The organism is Paraburkholderia sp. BGA-UO-ETr-F12 (assembly GCF_059567945.1).
The window spans coordinates 76,203-91,512 of record NZ_JCAQOZ010000028.1; the positions used below are offsets into that span (position 1 = coordinate 76,203).

Annotated in this window: 12 protein-coding genes; 5 read left to right on the plus strand and 7 right to left on the minus strand. The window is 60.5% G+C overall.

Annotated elements, in window-relative coordinates; genetic code table 11:
* Positions 1–220 precede the first annotated feature (220 nt).
* The 3 genes from dbpA to cadR all read right to left on the minus strand — a co-directional run bounded on the left by dbpA (position 221) and on the right by cadR (position 2,430).
* Positions 221–1,624 carry an ATP-dependent RNA helicase DbpA gene (gene dbpA, locus AC57B6_RS12655; RefSeq protein WP_028197691.1) on the minus strand — a complete coding sequence of 468 codons (1,404 nt, stop codon included), beginning with the start codon at positions 1,622–1,624 and terminating at the stop codon, positions 221–223.
* A 62-nt stretch (positions 1,625–1,686) separates the two neighbouring features.
* Positions 1,687–1,887 (minus strand): hypothetical protein, encoded by a 201-nt coding sequence (locus AC57B6_RS12660; protein ID WP_028197690.1) that lies wholly within the window; start codon positions 1,885–1,887, stop codon positions 1,687–1,689.
* Between the two features lie 111 nt (positions 1,888–1,998).
* Complete coding sequence (gene cadR, locus AC57B6_RS12665) at positions 1,999–2,430, minus strand: Cd(II)/Pb(II)-responsive transcriptional regulator (protein WP_028197689.1); 432 nt, start codon at positions 2,428–2,430, stop codon at positions 1,999–2,001.
* Between the two features lie 80 nt (positions 2,431–2,510).
* On the opposite strand from cadR, the gene AC57B6_RS12670 reads away from it, so the two are divergent.
* Positions 2,511–4,847: a heavy metal translocating P-type ATPase gene (locus tag AC57B6_RS12670; protein WP_496421451.1), complete on the plus strand. Its 2,337-nt coding sequence runs from the start codon at positions 2,511–2,513 to the stop codon at positions 4,845–4,847.
* 13 nt (positions 4,848–4,860) lie between these two features.
* Here the strand turns inward: AC57B6_RS12670 and AC57B6_RS12675 are convergent, their stop codons facing one another.
* Positions 4,861–5,904, minus strand: coding sequence for a helix-turn-helix domain-containing protein (locus AC57B6_RS12675; RefSeq protein ID WP_496421452.1), 1,044 nt, complete (start codon positions 5,902–5,904; stop codon positions 4,861–4,863).
* Positions 5,905–6,243: 339 nt separating this feature from the next.
* Here AC57B6_RS12675 and adh point away from each other — a divergent pair, with 339 nt between their 5' ends.
* Positions 6,244–7,764: an aldehyde dehydrogenase gene (gene adh, locus AC57B6_RS12680; RefSeq protein WP_028197686.1), complete on the plus strand. Its 1,521-nt coding sequence runs from the start codon at positions 6,244–6,246 to the stop codon at positions 7,762–7,764.
* Between the two features lie 65 nt (positions 7,765–7,829).
* Positions 7,830–8,225: a DUF779 domain-containing protein gene (locus tag AC57B6_RS12685; RefSeq protein WP_496421453.1), complete on the plus strand. Its 396-nt coding sequence runs from the start codon at positions 7,830–7,832 to the stop codon at positions 8,223–8,225.
* A gap of 5 nt (positions 8,226–8,230) precedes the next feature.
* On the opposite strand, the gene eutC is transcribed toward AC57B6_RS12685, so the two are convergent.
* From eutC to eat, 3 genes are read right to left on the minus strand one after another with little or no spacing between them, the layout of a single operon-like run.
* A complete protein-coding gene (eutC, locus tag AC57B6_RS12690; protein WP_046567174.1) occupies positions 8,231–9,028 on the minus strand; it encodes an ethanolamine ammonia-lyase subunit EutC in 798 nt (265 codons plus the stop codon).
* The gene (locus AC57B6_RS12695) at positions 9,025–10,419 is read right to left on the minus strand and encodes an ethanolamine ammonia-lyase subunit EutB (protein WP_496421454.1); all 1,395 of its coding nucleotides are present in this window, start codon (positions 10,417–10,419) and stop codon (positions 9,025–9,027) included. Before AC57B6_RS12695 ends, eutC begins: the two co-directional genes overlap by 4 nt.
* Before the next feature lie 43 nt (positions 10,420–10,462).
* Positions 10,463–11,866: an ethanolamine permease gene (gene eat, locus AC57B6_RS12700; protein ID WP_496421455.1), complete on the minus strand. Its 1,404-nt coding sequence runs from the start codon at positions 11,864–11,866 to the stop codon at positions 10,463–10,465.
* A 255-nt stretch (positions 11,867–12,121) separates the two neighbouring features.
* On the opposite strand from eat, the gene AC57B6_RS12705 reads away from it, so the two are divergent.
* Both AC57B6_RS12705 and AC57B6_RS12710 read left to right on the plus strand, forming a co-directional pair.
* Complete coding sequence (locus AC57B6_RS12705; RefSeq protein ID WP_496421456.1) at positions 12,122–12,988, plus strand: AraC family transcriptional regulator; 867 nt, start codon at positions 12,122–12,124, stop codon at positions 12,986–12,988.
* 680 nt (positions 12,989–13,668) lie between these two features.
* Positions 13,669–15,009: a reverse transcriptase family protein gene (locus AC57B6_RS12710; RefSeq protein ID WP_496421457.1), complete on the plus strand. Its 1,341-nt coding sequence runs from the start codon at positions 13,669–13,671 to the stop codon at positions 15,007–15,009.
* Positions 15,010–15,310 lie beyond the last annotated feature (301 nt).

The following is a 15,310-nucleotide window of genomic DNA, read 5'->3' on the forward strand; positions in this document are numbered from 1 at the left end:
AGAACCGTCACAATCGAAACTTTGTCATGCGCGGCATGCGTTTACGTCATGGCTCGCGCAATACGGCGCTGGGGCGGCCTATGGCAATGAATTCGGGGGTTTAGCGGAAGAAAATGCAGCGCGCAGCAAGCGCGCAAAACAGCCGAGGTATGACGTAATGTGATGCGAGAGTAACGGCTGCGACCGGGCGGTCGCAGCCGGCTAGCTGACTAACCGACGCTCAGGCGTCGTCCATCATGCGGACTTTGACTTTCTTGCCCTTCACCTTGCCGGCGCTGAGCTTACGCAGCGCGTCGCGCGCGATGCTGCGCTCCACGGCCACATAGGTCGACATTTCGGTCACGTTGATCTTGCCGATCTGCGAACCGGCGAAGCCGGCTTCGCCGGTCAGCGCGCCGAGCACGTCGCCGGGACGGATCTTTTCCTTGCGGCCGCCGAGAATCTGCAGGGTTTCCATCGGCGGCAGCAGGCGTTCATTGCTCGCGGGCTTGAGGTCGGCTAGCTTGTGCCACTCGACTTCCCGCTTTTGCGCCTGTTCGAGACTGCCCACGCGGCCCATCTCGTTCATGCTGGCGAGGCTGAGCGCCCAACCTTCCTGATCGGCGCGCCCCGTGCGGCCAATGCGGTGCACATGGACTTCCGGGTCCGGCGTCACGTCGACGTTGATCACCGCTTCGAGCTCCGCGATGTCGAGGCCGCGCGAGGCGACGTCGGTGGCGACCAGCACTGAGCAACTGCGGTTTGCGAACTGGATCAGCACCTGATCGCGCTCACGCTGATCGAGTTCGCCGTGCAGCGCGAGCGCATGAAAACCCTGCGCGCGCAGCACGTCGAGCAGATCGCGGCATTGCTGCTTGGTGTTGCAGAACGCCAGCGTGCTCACCGGACGATAGTGATTCAGCAACAGCCCCACCGCATGCAGACGCTGATCCTCAGTCACTTCGTAGAAACGCTGACGAATCTTGGTATTGTCGTGCCGCTCGGCGAGTTTCACTTCCTTCGGATTGCGCAGGAATTGCTGGCTCAGCTTGACGATGCCGTCGGGGTACGTGGCGGAAAAGAGCAGCGTTTGCCGCTCTTTCGGGCATTGCTTCACGACGGTCGCGATATCGTCGAAGAAACCCATGTCGAGCATGCGGTCCGCTTCGTCGAGCACCAGCGTATTGAGCGATTGCAACGGCAGGCTGCCGCGCTCGAGGTGATCCATGATCCGGCCCGGCGTGCCGACCACGATGTGCGCACCGTGTTCGAGGCTGGCGGTTTGCGGACGCATCGGCGTACCGCCGCACAGCGTCAGCACCTTGATGTTTTCCTCGGCGCGCGCCAGCCGGCGGATTTCCTGCGTGACCTGATCGGCGAGTTCGCGTGTCGGGCACAGCACCATCGCCTGCACGGCGAAGTTGCGCACGTCGAGGCGGTTGAGCAGCGCCAGCGAAAACGCCGCGGTCTTGCCGCTGCCGGTTTTCGCCTGGGCGATCAGATCGTTGCCGGCGAGCGCGATCGGCAGGCTTGCGGCCTGAATCGGCGTCATCTCGACGTAGCCAAGCTGCGTCAGATTGGCGAGCGTCGCGGGCGGTAGCGGTAGCTGGCTAAACGGCGCGCCGGCTTGAGTGGGAGTGTTCATAGGGTGAGGGCTCGCTATCGACTGAAGAGGCTGATGGGACCGAAGGGACCGAAGGCCAGGGACTATTCGGCCATCGGGCCGGTAGCGGGCCGGCCTTCGATCTGCTCGTACAGCACCGAGCCATCTTCGCCGTCGAAACGTTCGACGTAATTGCGCGCGCCGCACATCGGGCAACGGAACAGAAGTCCCTGCCCTTCATTCTTGATGACGACGTCCGACATTTCCCACTGCTCGCCGCAGGGCTGGTTTCTACAGGTAAACACGTTGATTCTCCAACAGGATTCGATTGTTTATTGGGCGAGCCGGATCAATGGCCCAGCCGTGAATGCCGTCACTGCCATGGTCGGCGCCGCCGTCAGCACAGGCCGAGCGCTTCAACCCAGATGCGTATGCCGCACCCGCGTCGCGCTCACGTCCATCTCGTTGAGACCCTGGACGATGCCGCAGTCTTCAACGGCCTGTTCGCCGTGGCATTGCTCGCGCAGCGTGGTCAGTTGCACTTTCAGTTGCTTCAGTTCTTCGATACGCGTGTCGACGTGCGCAATGTGCTCGTCGATCAGGGCATTGATGCTGCCGCAGCCATCCGCCGGTGCGTCCGTCAGACGCAGCAATGCACGGATTTCGTCATGGGTCATGTCGAGCGCGCGGCAATTGCGGATGAAGCGCAGGCGTTCGACGTGCTTCGCCGTATAGCTGCGGTAATTGGCCTCGGTGCGCTCCGCTTCGGGCAACAGGCCCTCTTTTTCGTAGAAACGGATGGTTTCGGTCGTGCAATGGGCGATTTTCGCCAGTTCGCCTATTTTCATGGACCCTCCCGATTGCGGCCTTGACCTTGTAGTGGCTTCAAGGTGTTTACTAGACCACAAATCGAACCAGGAAGCCAGCCATGCCACACGCCGACCTCGCCGAAGCAGATCGCCCGGAACAAGCCAAAGCCTGTGCCCACGGGCACGAAGGGCATGCTCACGAGCATTTGGAGGACGACGCTCACGACCGGGAAGCGCACCGCCATGGTCATGCGCATGCTCATCAAGCCCACCGGCACGCCGAAGCAGGCTGCTGCGGCACGGCGCACGCGGCCGCCGCACCGGTCAAGCTCCCGCAATCGGAAGCCGTCGGCAACGACCGGCGCACCGCAATCCGCATCATGCAGATGGATTGTCCGACTGAAGAGGCGCTGATCCGCAAGAAGTTCAGCCGGATGCCGCAAGTGCGCAGCATGGACTTCAACCTGATGCAGCGGGTGCTCACCGTCGTGCACGCGCCGGACGCACTGGAAACGATCCTCGCCGCAATCCGTTCGCTCGACTTCACGCCTGAACTGGCGGACGCGAACCCGGCCGCGCCAGCCGCCGCTCCTCAAGCGCCGTCCAAACCGTGGTGGCCGCTGGCGCTCGCCGGTGTCGCCGCGGTGGGCTCAGAGGCGGCCAGTTGGCTTGGCGCCTCCACCTGGCTGGCTGCGGGTCTGGCGATCCTAGCGATCGCCGCCTGCGGCCTCACGACGTACAGAAAGGGCTGGGTGGCGATCCGCAACGGCAACCTGAACATCAATGCGTTGATGAGCATTGCGGTGACCGGCGCGCTGGTCCTCCAGCAATGGCCGGAAGCCGCAATGGTGATGGTGCTCTTCACGATCGCCGAACTGATCGAGGCGAAATCGCTGGACCGCGCCCGCAACGCCATCAAAGGGCTGATGCAACTCACGCCCGAACAGGCCAGCGTGCAGCAGGCCGACGGCAACTGGCAGCTCACGGACCTCAAGTCGATCGCGCTCGGCGCAGTGGTACGCGTGAAGCCGGGTGAGCGGATTGCGCTCGACGGTGAAATCGTCGCCGGCCGTTCGAGCGTCGATCAGGCGCCGATCACCGGCGAAAGCCTGCCGGTCGACAAGACCGTGGGCGACGCCGTGTTCGCCGGCACGATCAACCAGGCCGGCTCGTTCGACTACCGCGTCACGGCCGCCGCCAGCAACACAACGCTCGCACGCATCATTCACGCGGTCGAGGAAGCGCAAGGCACCAAGGCGCCGACCCAGCGTTTCGTAGACCAGTTCGCCCGCGTCTATACGCCGATCGTATTCGCGACCGCACTCGCGGTCGCGGTGTTGCCACCGCTGCTGCTCGGCGGACAGTGGCACGAATGGGTCTACAAGGCACTCGTGATGCTGGTGATCGCCTGTCCGTGCGCGCTGGTGATCTCGACACCGGTCACGATCGTCAGCGGCCTCGCGGCTGCCGCGCGCAAGGGCATCCTGATCAAAGGCGGCGCCTACCTCGAGCAGGGCCGCAAGCTGAGCCGGCTCGCGCTCGACAAAACCGGCACGCTCACGCACGGCAAACCCGTGCAAACCGAGTTCGAGATCCTCGCCGACGTCGAGGTCGTGCGTTGCCGGACACTCGCCGCCAGCCTAGCGGGTCGTTCGGATCATCCGGTGTCGATGGCAATCGCCGCAGCGGCAAAAAACGACAGCGTCACCCGTGCCACGGTCGATGTCTTCGAGGCACTCGCAGGCCGTGGCGTGCGTGGCGAAATCGACGGCTTGCCGTACTGGCTCGGCAATCATCGGCTGGTCGAAGAGCTCGGGCGCTGTTCGGCGTCGCTCGAAGCGCGGCTGGACACGCTCGAAGCACAAGGCAAAACCGTCGTGATGCTGGTGGACGCTGAACGCGTGCTCGCGCTGTTTGCCGTCGCCGACACGGTGAAGGACACAAGCCGCGCCGCCATTGCCGAATTGCAGCGCCTCGGTGTGCATGCCGCCATGCTCACCGGCGACAATCCGCACACGGCTGCCGCGATCGCGCAGCAAGTCGGCATCGAGGAAGCCCGCGGCAATCAGTTGCCCGAGGACAAGCTGAGCGCCGTGGACGGCTGGTCGAAAGACGGCGCGACGGTCGGCATGGTTGGCGACGGCATCAACGACGCCCCCGCGCTCGCGCGTGCCGATATTGGTTTCGCAATGGGCGCAATGGGCACCGACACCGCGATCGAAACCGCCGACGTCGCCTTGATGGACGACGATCTGCGCAAGATTCCGCAGTTCATCCGTCTCTCGAAGGCGACGCATTCGGTGCTGGTGCAGAACATCACACTGGCGCTCGGCATCAAGAGTGTGTTCCTCGTGCTGACGGTGATGGGTCTGGGCACGATGTGGATGGCCGTGTTCGCGGATGTGGGCGCGAGCCTGCTGGTGGTGGCGAACGGTTTGCGGCTGCTGCGCAAATAGCGCGAGGCTCGCCTCAGTGCGCAGACGAGCGGTCACCCGTGAGCAGGTGTGCGCCAGGCGCGGCCTTCAACGTCTCGGAAGGCCGCATGCCGAACAGCTTCCGGTAATCGGTCGCGAACTGGCTCAGATGCCAGAAACCCCACGCCGCGGCGACATCCTGCACCGAACGTGATGCAAGCGACGCATTACACAAATCGCGCCGCGCGCCGTTCAGGCGAATCGTCCGCAAATAGGTGGCGGGCGCCATTCCAAGCACATCCTGAAAGCAGTATTGCAACGTGCGACGACTCACATGCAAACGCTCGCACAACTCCGGCACGTTGATCGCGCGGTCGCGATGAGCCAGCACATACTCTCGCGCCTCCGACACGATCGACTGACGGCGCCCACGCGTGGGCATTTCAATCAGTTCATCGGACGGTAATGCGCCGACGTCGAACAACGAAGCCAGCACCGACGCCTGCAAATTATTGCGCGCGAACGCGGACAGTGGCGCACCGCTCGCCGCGCCGTCATCGAGAAGCTGCCGCAGCGAGGTGCACAGGCGCGCCTTACGAGCCGTGCCGATCGACACGATTTCCATGTCCGGCAAACGATCGGCCAAACCGACGCGTTCGACTTCGGCCGCATATCGGCGCAGCACCTCACCCTTCACCACCACGCCGAAAATCTCGTAACCCGCCGAGGTCAGTAATTCGAATTCGATACCGCCCGGACGAACGGCGAGCGCATCGTCCGCGATAACCTGCCCGTCGATCCGACCGGAACCCTCGGGGCACATTGGAATGCCGAACCAGTAGGCGTCCTTCTGCACCTCGCAGGTTTGCCGCAGCGTATGGCTCGTGGTTTCGACGAACACCTGCATGTGATCGACACACAGCTCCGTCAAACCGCCGACGAAGCGGCCCGCCGTCAGTTGGTCGTAGGTCTGGTTCCAGCCGTGGAGATTGCGAGCCTGTTCGTCGGCGTCATAAGCGACGCGGGTCTGCACGCAAAAACTCGGCTGTTGCGCATGTGTCGATGCTGTCTGGCTGTCGTTGCGGAATTCAATCGTCATACCGGATCTGCGAAAACGAAGTATCGAGGCGAGAAGGAAGGCAATTCCCATGCCGAACGGCATTGCCGCTTTGGTTCCTTCTCACTTTGCCACGATCTCGCAAACCGGTGCTCACAACCTGTTCAATTTCTGAACAGCGCTGCGCACACTGGTCAGAAACGAAACGTTCATCCCTCGGCACCCTGATCCATGCTGCGAGCCACAGCCTCGCAGACGTGCCTGCTGCGCGTGCACCACTCACCAGCGCGGTGCATTGGCACAGTTCTGGCTCTAGCTTCTCGCGGCCAAGCGAAATATCGCGCCGAATATAGTCCATTCAATCATGTGAGGAGCACACAGATGAATCACGCAGAGATGCAGTTTCTGACTACCGAATTCCCGTACAAAAAGCAGTATGCGAATTTTATCGGCGGCGAATGGGTGAAGCCCGTGGGCGGCGAGTACTTCGACAACATATCGCCGATCACCGGTGAGCCGTTCACGTCGATCCCGCGTTCACGCGAAGCCGATATCGAACTCGCTCTCGACGCCGCGCATCGCGCGAAAACAGCGTGGGGTAAAACGTCGACCACCGAACGCGCGAACATCCTGAACCGTATCGCCGACCGGATGGAAGCGAATCTGCAACGCATCGCCGTGGCCGAGACGATCGACAACGGCAAGCCGCTACGCGAAACGATGGCTGCCGATATCCCGCTCGCCATCGATCATTTCCGCTATTTCGCCGGCGCCGTGCGTGCGCAGGAAGGCGGCATCTCCGAGATCGACCACGACACCGTCGCGTATCACTTTCACGAACCGCTCGGTGTGGTCGGCCAGATCATTCCGTGGAATTTCCCGATCCTGATGGCAGTGTGGAAGCTCGCACCCGCATTGGCTGCCGGCAACTGCGTCGTGCTGAAGCCGGCCGAGCAAACACCGGCCTCGATTCTCGTGCTGCTCGAACTGATCCACGATCTGCTGCCGCCGGGCGTGCTGAACGTGGTGAACGGCTTCGGCCTCGAAGCCGGCAAACCGCTCGCGTCGAACAAACGCATCGCGAAGATCGCTTTCACGGGTGAGACGACCACGGGTCGCCTCATCATGCAGTACGCAAGCCAGAACATCATTCCGGTGACGCTGGAACTCGGTGGCAAGAGCCCGAACATTTTCTTCGCCGACGTGATGAACGAAGACGACAGCTATTTCGACAAGGCGCTCGAAGGCTTCACGATGTTCGCGCTGAATCAGGGCGAAGTGTGCACGTGCCCGTCACGTGTGTTGATCGACGAAAAAATTTACGACCGCTTCATGGAACGCGCATTGAAGCGCGTGGCGGCGATCACGCAAGGCCACCCGCTCGACACGAAAACGATGATCGGTGCGCAAGCCTCGCAGGAACAGCTGGAAAAAATCCTCTCGTACGTGGATCTCGGCAAGCAGGAAGGCGCTGAATGTCTCATCGGCGGCGAGCGCAATACGCTCGGCGGCGAACTGAGCAAGGGATACTACGTGAAGCCGACCGTGTTCCGCGGCCACAACAAGATGCGCATCTTCCAGGAAGAAATCTTCGGACCGGTCGTTTCCGTGACGACCTTCAAGAACGAAGACGAAGCGCTCGAGATCGCCAACGATACCCTCTATGGCCTCGGCGCCGGCGTATGGACGCGTGACGGCACGCGTGCCTATCGTTTCGGCCGGCAAATCCAGGCGGGTCGCGTGTGGACCAACTGTTATCACGCGTATCCGGCGCATGCCGCGTTCGGTGGCTACAAGCAATCGGGCATCGGCCGCGAAAATCACAAGATGATGCTCGATCACTACCAGCAGACCAAGAACCTGCTGGTCAGCTATAGCGACAAGCCGCTTGGTTTCTTCTAAGCGGTAACGACTCTGTCCGGGCGGGCCGCATTGCGCGGCTCGCTATTTTTCAGCGAGGACATGTGATGGCTGATGTGAAGGAAGTGGCTCGCGTGATCGCCACGCCTGCCGCGGTCGAATTGATCGTGAAGCTACGCGCTGAACATGGGGCGGTGCTATTTCACCAATCCGGCGGATGCTGCGACGGCAGCGCACCGATGATGTTCCCTCAGGGTGAGTTCATGGTCGGTTCGTCCGATGTGAAACTCGGCGCGATTGCCGGTGTGCCGTTCTACATGAGCGAGTCGCAGTTCGAATACTGGCAGCACACACAATTGATCATCGACGCGGTGCCCGGCAATGGCGGGATGTTCTCTTTGGAACGGCCGAGTGGCTTGCGATTTTTGACGCGCTCGCGGCTCTTCGAGGACGCTGAGAATGCGTGGCTTGAAGCGCATCCGGTGGAGCGGGTGGGTGCCTAGCGTTTTTATGTGACGCCTTCGTTCGGATTACTGCTGACTGCGGGCGTTACCGGCGCGCTCGCAAGCAGTGCATCGCTGTCGTCTTTCAAGCCGACGCCGGTCAATCCCAGGCGTCGGGCATGCGTCAGCAGATAGTGCAACTTGTGTGCGGCCGACTCGTAGTTAAGACCTTCAGGCCGCACGTTTGAAATACAGTTGCGTTGCGCATCGCTGCAACCCACTTTCGGCGCGTACGTCAGGTAGATGCCAAGACTATCCGGCGAACTCAATCCCGGACGCTCGCCAATCAGCATTACAACCAGTTTGCTATTGAGCAGTTCGCCAATTTCATCACCAAGCGCGACGCGAGCCTGACGCGCGACCACGACGGGGCCGATCTTCCAGTCAGCCAGTTTTGCGCAGACGGCTTGCAGCAGCGGGATCGACTGTTTCGACGCGGCGAATGCCGAGAGGCCGTCGGCGATCACGAAGACCACGTCGGAGGATTCAGCCTTGAGTTGCACAAGCGCTGTGCGACTCTCATCGCTTAAACGCCTGCCGAGATCGGGCCGTCGCAAATAATGCTCGCGATCAGGCGCGGCGCTGTGCACATCCAGCGTGCTGAAGTTTTGCGCGCGCAGTTGTTCGTGCAGCACGTCTGTATCGAGCGGATGATGCACGGCGTCGCGCGCTTGCGCGTGTGACAGGTTAAACGCCAGTAGTGGCGCCGTCGGCAAACTGTTGCCCGCGCGGCCCAACGCGATGCGTGCGTTGGTGAACTGCCGCAGCGCATTCCATGGATTCTTTTCGAGGAATTCGCTCATACGATGCCCATCCAGTCATTCGCGCCTTCCAGCAACGGTTGATGCGGCGAGGCACTCAGCAACGCGCCACGTGCGTCGGTAATCTGCATCGACTCCAGCCATTCTTCGAATTCCGGTGCACGGCGCAGGCCGAGTACGTCGCGCACGTAAAGAGCGTCGTGAAAGGATGTGCTTTGATAGTTGAGCATCACATCGTCCGCACCCGGAATGCCCATGATGAAGTTGATACCCGCTACGCCGAGTAGCGTGAGCAGGTTATCCATGTCGTCCTGATCGGCTTCGGCGTGATTTGTGTAGCAGATGTCACAACCCATCGGCACGCCAAGCAGTTTGCCGCAGAAATGATCTTCAAGACCCGCACGCGTGATCTGCTTGCCGTCGTATAGGTATTCAGGTCCGATGAAACCGACCACCGTGTTCACCAGGAACGGATTGAACTTGCGCGCCACGGCATAGGCGCGCACCTCACACGTCTGTTGATCGACGCCGAAATGCGCATCTGCCGATAACGCGCTGCCTTGCCCCGTTTCGAAATACATCAGGTTATTGCCAACCGTGCCGCGCTTCAGCGATAGACCCGCCTCATATGCTTCCTGCAGTAGCGCAAGCGAAATGCCGAAACCTGCATTCGCTTTCTCCGTTCCCGCGATCGACTGAAACACGAGATCGACCGGCGCGCCCTTCTCGATCGCAGCGATCGTGTTGGTGACGTGAGTCAACACGCAAGACTGCGTGGGCACCTGGTAGCGCAGGCGAAAGTCGTCGATCATCAGCAGCAGCCTGGTGATCGCGGCGAGATTGTCGCTGGCCGGATTGATACCGATCATCGCGTCGCCGCAACCGTACATCAGACCGTCGAGCATTGAGGCGGCGATACCTTTGACATCGTCGGTTGGATGATTCGGTTGCAGACGCACCGACATGTGGCCCGGCAAGCCGACCGTATTGCGAAAGCGCGTAATCACCGGACGCTTACGCGCCGCCGCGATCAGATCCTGATTGCGCATCAGCTTCGAGACCGCGGCCACCATCTCCGGCGTGAGGCCGGCGGTGATACGCGTGAGCGCGTCGGCATCCGTCGTGCTGCTCAACAGCCAATTACGAAAATCGCCGACCGTGAGATGCGAGATCTCGGCGAACGCCTGCGGCGAGTGATCGTCGATCACGAGGCGCGTGACCTCGTCACTTTCGTACGGAATCAACGCTTCGTTGAGAAACGCGCGCAGCGGCACCTGCGCGAGCGCCATCCTGGCCGCGACGCGCTCCTCCTCGCTCGCGGCCGCGACGCCCGCGAGCTGGTCCCCCGAACGCTGCGGACTGGCTTTTGCCAGCAGCGTTTTCAGGTCGGCGAAACGATATGTGCGGCTGCCGATTGTCTCGGTGTAGCTCATCTTTACGACTCCATCGCCGCTGCTCACGCAGCGGCTCGATCCGTCACTCTTCGAGCAAGGCGTCCGACGGTGCTGCTTCGCGTTGATGGCGCGTCAACAGGAAGTAGACGTAGCCCAGCGCGAGGAAGATCGCGAACACGATGGCCACCAGAAAATTGAAGTAAACCATCGTAGCCAGACAAATCACCGCGGCCACCAGCGCGAACGCCGGAAAGAACGGAAACAGCGGCGCCCGGAATGGCCGCTCCATGTTCGGGTCCGAGCGGCGCAGCTTGAACAGCGACAACATACTGATGATATACATCACGATAGCGCCAAATACGGACATCGTCACGATGTTCGCCGTCAGCGTCTGACCGCCGAACTGAATCAATTCATCGCTGTAGATCGCGGCGATGCCGACCACGCCCCCCGCGATGATCGCGCGATGCGGCGTCTTGAAGCGCGGATGCACTTTGGAGAGCCACTCCGGCAGATAACCGGCGCGGGCCAGCGCGAAGATCTGGCGCGAGTATCCAAGAATGATGCCGTGAAACGACGCGACGAGCCCGAACAGCCCAAGCCACACCAGCATATGCATCCAGCCGCTATGTTCACCGACGATGAATTTCATGGCTTGCGGCAGCGGATCGTTGATGTTCGCCAGCTTGGTCCAGTCGCCGGCGGCGCCTGCGAACACCATCACGCCGATCGCGAGCAGCACCAGCGTCAGAATACCGGCGACATAGGCGATCGGAATCGAACGTTTGGGATTTTTGGCTTCTTCGGCAGCCATCGCCACGCCTTCGATCGCAAGGAAAAACCAGATGGCGAACGGAATCGCGGCAAACATGCCGTGAAACGAACCCATGCTGAACGTGTCCGCGCCGGACCAACCGCCTTTCGTGAAGTTCGACCACTGAAAACCGGGTGACACCACGCCCATGAACACCAGCAATTCGAAGATCGCTAGCAGCGTCACGCACAACTCGAAGGCCGCGGCGATCTGCACGCCGACGATATTCAGCGCCATGAACACCAGATACGCGCCCATGGCCGCGTGTTTCGGTTCGAGTCCCGGAAACTGCACGTGCAGGTATGCACCGATCGCGAGCGCAATGGCGGGTGGCGCAAAGACGAATTCGACCAGGGTCGCCGCACCCGCCAGATAACCGCCGGTCGGACCGAACGCGTGACGCGCGTAGGCGAACGGGCCGCCAGCATGCGGAATCGATGTGGTGAGTTCGGTGAAACTGAAAATGAAGGTGGTGTACATCGCCGCGATAAAAATCGCCGTGATGACAAAGCCCAGCGTGCCGGCGCTCGCCCAGCCGTAGCTCCAGCCAAAATACTCGCCGGAGATGACCAGTCCGACCGCGATCCCCCACAGTTGCCACGTGCCGAGCGTCTGCTTCAACTCGAGATGCGTGACTTTACCGACGTGCTGACTTTTGGATTCTGACTTCATCGGACCCTCCTGATGTTGCCGCTTGCTCGACGCCGCAAGGCTTTGCGGTGCACGGGCGGACAGGCTTCAGCCGATGGTAGTGAGCCATTATTCGAGGTGTTATCGAAATTCGGCAAAGTTTGGGGGCGATTGTGTGAGCGGATGCTTAATTCCGTTCACCCGTGCTTTGGCGATGTTCGCAGGATTTGGTAAATGGGGACGTGGTACTTTGGTTCGCATCCCTTCGGCAATCTTCTCTTTATTGGCCACTTAGTCATGAACCCGTCGGACAATCGGGCGCGCTACGAAACGCGGTTGAGCCGCGTACTCGACCATATTTACGATCATCTCGACGAACCGCTGGATATCGAACGGTTGGCGGAGCTTGCCTGCATGTCGCCGTATCACTGGCATCGCATCTATCAGGCGATGTATGGCGAAACGGTCGCGACAACCGTGCGGCGCTTGCGACTGCATCGCGCGGCGGGATATCTGGCGAATGGCTCGATGCCGATCGCGGAAATTGCCGAGCGTTCGGGCTATAGCAGCTTGCAGTCTTTCTCCCGCACATTTCGCGCGGTTTTTGGCGTCCCGCCGGCGCAGTATCGCAAGCAGGGTACGCATAGCCGGTTTCGTCCGGCACTTTCAGGAGACGATCAAATGACGATGCGTGAAGTGGTGATTCACCACGTTGAGCCGATGGAGGTTTTGTCGGTGGATCACGTGGGGTCGTATATGCAGATCGGAAAGGCGTTCGATGGCTTGTTCGGCTGGTTGGCGAAACATAATTTGCTGGCAGGGCAGATGCGCATGATCGGGATTTACTACGATGATCCTGGAGTTGTTGCTGAGGATGAGTTGCGCTCGAAGGCTGGGGTGTTGTTGCCGCATCCGGTGCAAGCTTCGGTGACGGTGAGTCCGCCGGTTTCGGTGGCGCATGTGAAAGGTGGGGAGTACGCGGTGTTGCGGCATAAGGGACCGTATAGCGATATGCGGGCGGCTTATGAGTGGTTGTATGGGACGTGGCTCGTGCAGTCGGGGCGTGAGGCTGCGGATGCGCCGGTGTTCGAGGAGTATCTGAATAGTCCGAAGGAGACTGCGCCTGCGGAGTTGCTGACGGAGATTTGTTTGCCGTTGGTTTGAGGGCTTTGGCCTGGTTCTGTTTGTTCTGTCCGCTTTGTGCATGTTTACGCAGCGTGCTTTCCGGATGCCTCTCTGGTTTTTATAGTCTTTGTATATGTATACGTAGTAATAGTTAACAAGCACCCTGCTTTTCTGTGGATAACCTGGATCTTCGCTTACGGATCAAGGGGATGCGAAATCGATAACCCTGCGGAGGGCGGGCGCACAGCGAGGCGGAGCTAGGGAAAACTTTTGATTCGCCGCGCGAGGTCGCGGATTTATCAAAGTTTCGCCCACAACGTGTCAGGTGGCTTGTACAAAAGTTGTCCAGAGGGGGGTGTGGATAAGTGGGTGACTCCTTGCCGGTGGGCTAGGTCGCTTGTTATGACAGGGTAACAAGCGGAGGGGATGTTTGTGCACGTGTCGTTCAATCGACACTTGTGTGAAACTTTGTCGCGAAAGATTGTTTCGTAGTGCCAATGCGTTGACAGCGCCTGGCCGCGTCGCTTATCTTCGACTCGCGGGTCGGCTGGTCAAGCTTGCCAAGGTACGGGCAGTATTCGTCCCGGGCACTACGGGGTTACCCCGTGGATCAGAATGGCCTCCGCAGTTCGTCGCATGAGCGTGACTTGCGCGTTACGCAAACGAGCTCACGCAGCACAAGACGCGTTGACTGGCTGGCCCGCCCCTACCTCTGCTCTATGCCGCAATCTTCCCTGCAATTTGTCACCTACGCGATCGCCGATGCCATGCTGGCCGGGCCGCCCGAGGCCGCCGCGATGGTCGAACGGATGACACTTGTGTTGGGCGAACGCGCGGATTGGATGAATGGATTGGCGCGCGGGATTGCGAAGCGATTTGGCGCGCGATGGGACAGCGTCGACAGTAAAGAGTTGTCGAAGGTTGTTGCTGAGAACACGGGTTTTGTCTCGGCCTGGAGGGGTGAGAGCCGGCCGCGGGTTGTGCGCGTATTACCTCGACCGCCTGTTCAGCGGCCGCCTCCGCCCTGGTTGCACGGCGTGGCGTTGCCGCAGTTGCCGACGCTTGGTGATCTGGCTGCATGGCTCGAAGTTGAGCCGGACGAGCTGGACTGGTTTGCCGATCGCTGGCGTGTGTCGGCGCAGAGTGCGGTGACGCCGCTTCATCATTATTCGTACAAGGCGATCGAAAAGCGCGACGGTCGGTGTCGGATTATCGAAGTGCCCAAAATGCGTTTGCGGGCTTTGCAGAGGAAAGTGCTTCACGGTTTGCTCGATCGGGTTCCTGCTCACGATGCTGTGCATGGTTTTCGACGTGGGCGGAATACGGTGACGTTCGCGGCGCCTCATGCGGGTAAAGCGGTTGTGATTCGCTTTGATTTGACGGATTTTTTTGCGTCTGTGCATGCAGGGCGCGTTTACTCCGTGATACGTGCTTTGGGTTATCCGGTGAATGTTGCGCGGACGTTGACTGGGCTGTGTACCAATCGTGTGCCGAGTGGTTGGCTGGTGGCGCCGGATGTGCGCGACAGGATCGATTGGCAGGAACGGCAGCGGTATCGGAACCGACATTTGCCGCAGGGGGCGCCGACTTCCCCGGCGTTGGCGAATCTGTGTGCGTTTCGGCTGGATCTGAGACTGGCTGGGTTGGCGCGGTCTTTAGGGGCGACTTATACGCGGTATGCCGATGATCTGGCGTTTTCTGGTGGGGAGGATCTCGCGCGGATGGCGCGGCGGCTTGAGATTCGTGTGGCGGCGATTGCTATTGAAGAAGGGTTTGCGGTTAATTTAAGGAAGACGCGGGTGATGCGGCGAGGTGGAAGGCAGCAGTTGGCGGGGGTTGTGGTGAACAGTCATGCGAATCTTGCTCGGACGGAGTTTGATGCGTTGAAGGCGGTGCTGACGAACTGCGTGAGGCATGGGCCGGGTTCACAGAATCGCGAGGGGCATGAGGATTTTCGGGCGCATCTGGCGGGGAGGGTTGCGCATGCTGGGATGTTGAATGCGGTAAGGGGGGCGAAGTTGAAGGCGATTTTTGGGCGGATTGTGTGGGATGACGGTTAGGTCGGTCCACCCAAACGTCTCAGAGATACGCGGTTATTGCGCTATCGAAAAGTCAGGGAAATGCTTTCACGAAGAACAGGAATGTCATCGGCGCGACCCAAATGATCAACAAGACGTAGCGAATCTTTATCGCTGTCTTCAGATAAGCTTGGCGGCCACTCGTACAGTGTGGGTATCGGCCGGACCTATCCGTAATTTCGTGGGCGGGGCATATCATGAAGGATGGAAATCATGGATATGCCGATCATGAAGAAGAAACGTACCGTCGCCTCGCAGGCAGCGGCCCGAGGGCCGCTGCCTG

Coding starts and splice junctions, on each gene's coding strand:
- dbpA (WP_028197691.1), bottom strand. CDS start 1,624: ATGAACACTCCCACTCAAGCCGGCGCGCCGTTTAGCCAGCTACCGCTA.
- cadR (WP_028197689.1), bottom strand. CDS start 2,430: ATGAAAATAGGCGAACTGGCGAAAATCGCCCATTGCACGACCGAAACC.
- AC57B6_RS12670 (WP_496421451.1), top strand. CDS start 2,511: ATGCCACACGCCGACCTCGCCGAAGCAGATCGCCCGGAACAAGCCAAA.
- AC57B6_RS12675 (WP_496421452.1), bottom strand. CDS start 5,904: ATGACGATTGAATTCCGCAACGACAGCCAGACAGCATCGACACATGCG.
- adh (WP_028197686.1), top strand. CDS start 6,244: ATGAATCACGCAGAGATGCAGTTTCTGACTACCGAATTCCCGTACAAA.
- AC57B6_RS12685 (WP_496421453.1), top strand. CDS start 7,830: ATGGCTGATGTGAAGGAAGTGGCTCGCGTGATCGCCACGCCTGCCGCG.
- eutC (WP_046567174.1), bottom strand. CDS start 9,028: ATGAGCGAATTCCTCGAAAAGAATCCATGGAATGCGCTGCGGCAGTTC.
- AC57B6_RS12695 (WP_496421454.1), bottom strand. CDS start 10,419: ATGAGCTACACCGAGACAATCGGCAGCCGCACATATCGTTTCGCCGAC.
- eat (WP_496421455.1), bottom strand. CDS start 11,866: ATGAAGTCAGAATCCAAAAGTCAGCACGTCGGTAAAGTCACGCATCTC.
- AC57B6_RS12705 (WP_496421456.1), top strand. CDS start 12,122: ATGAACCCGTCGGACAATCGGGCGCGCTACGAAACGCGGTTGAGCCGC.
- AC57B6_RS12710 (WP_496421457.1), top strand. CDS start 13,669: ATGCCGCAATCTTCCCTGCAATTTGTCACCTACGCGATCGCCGATGCC.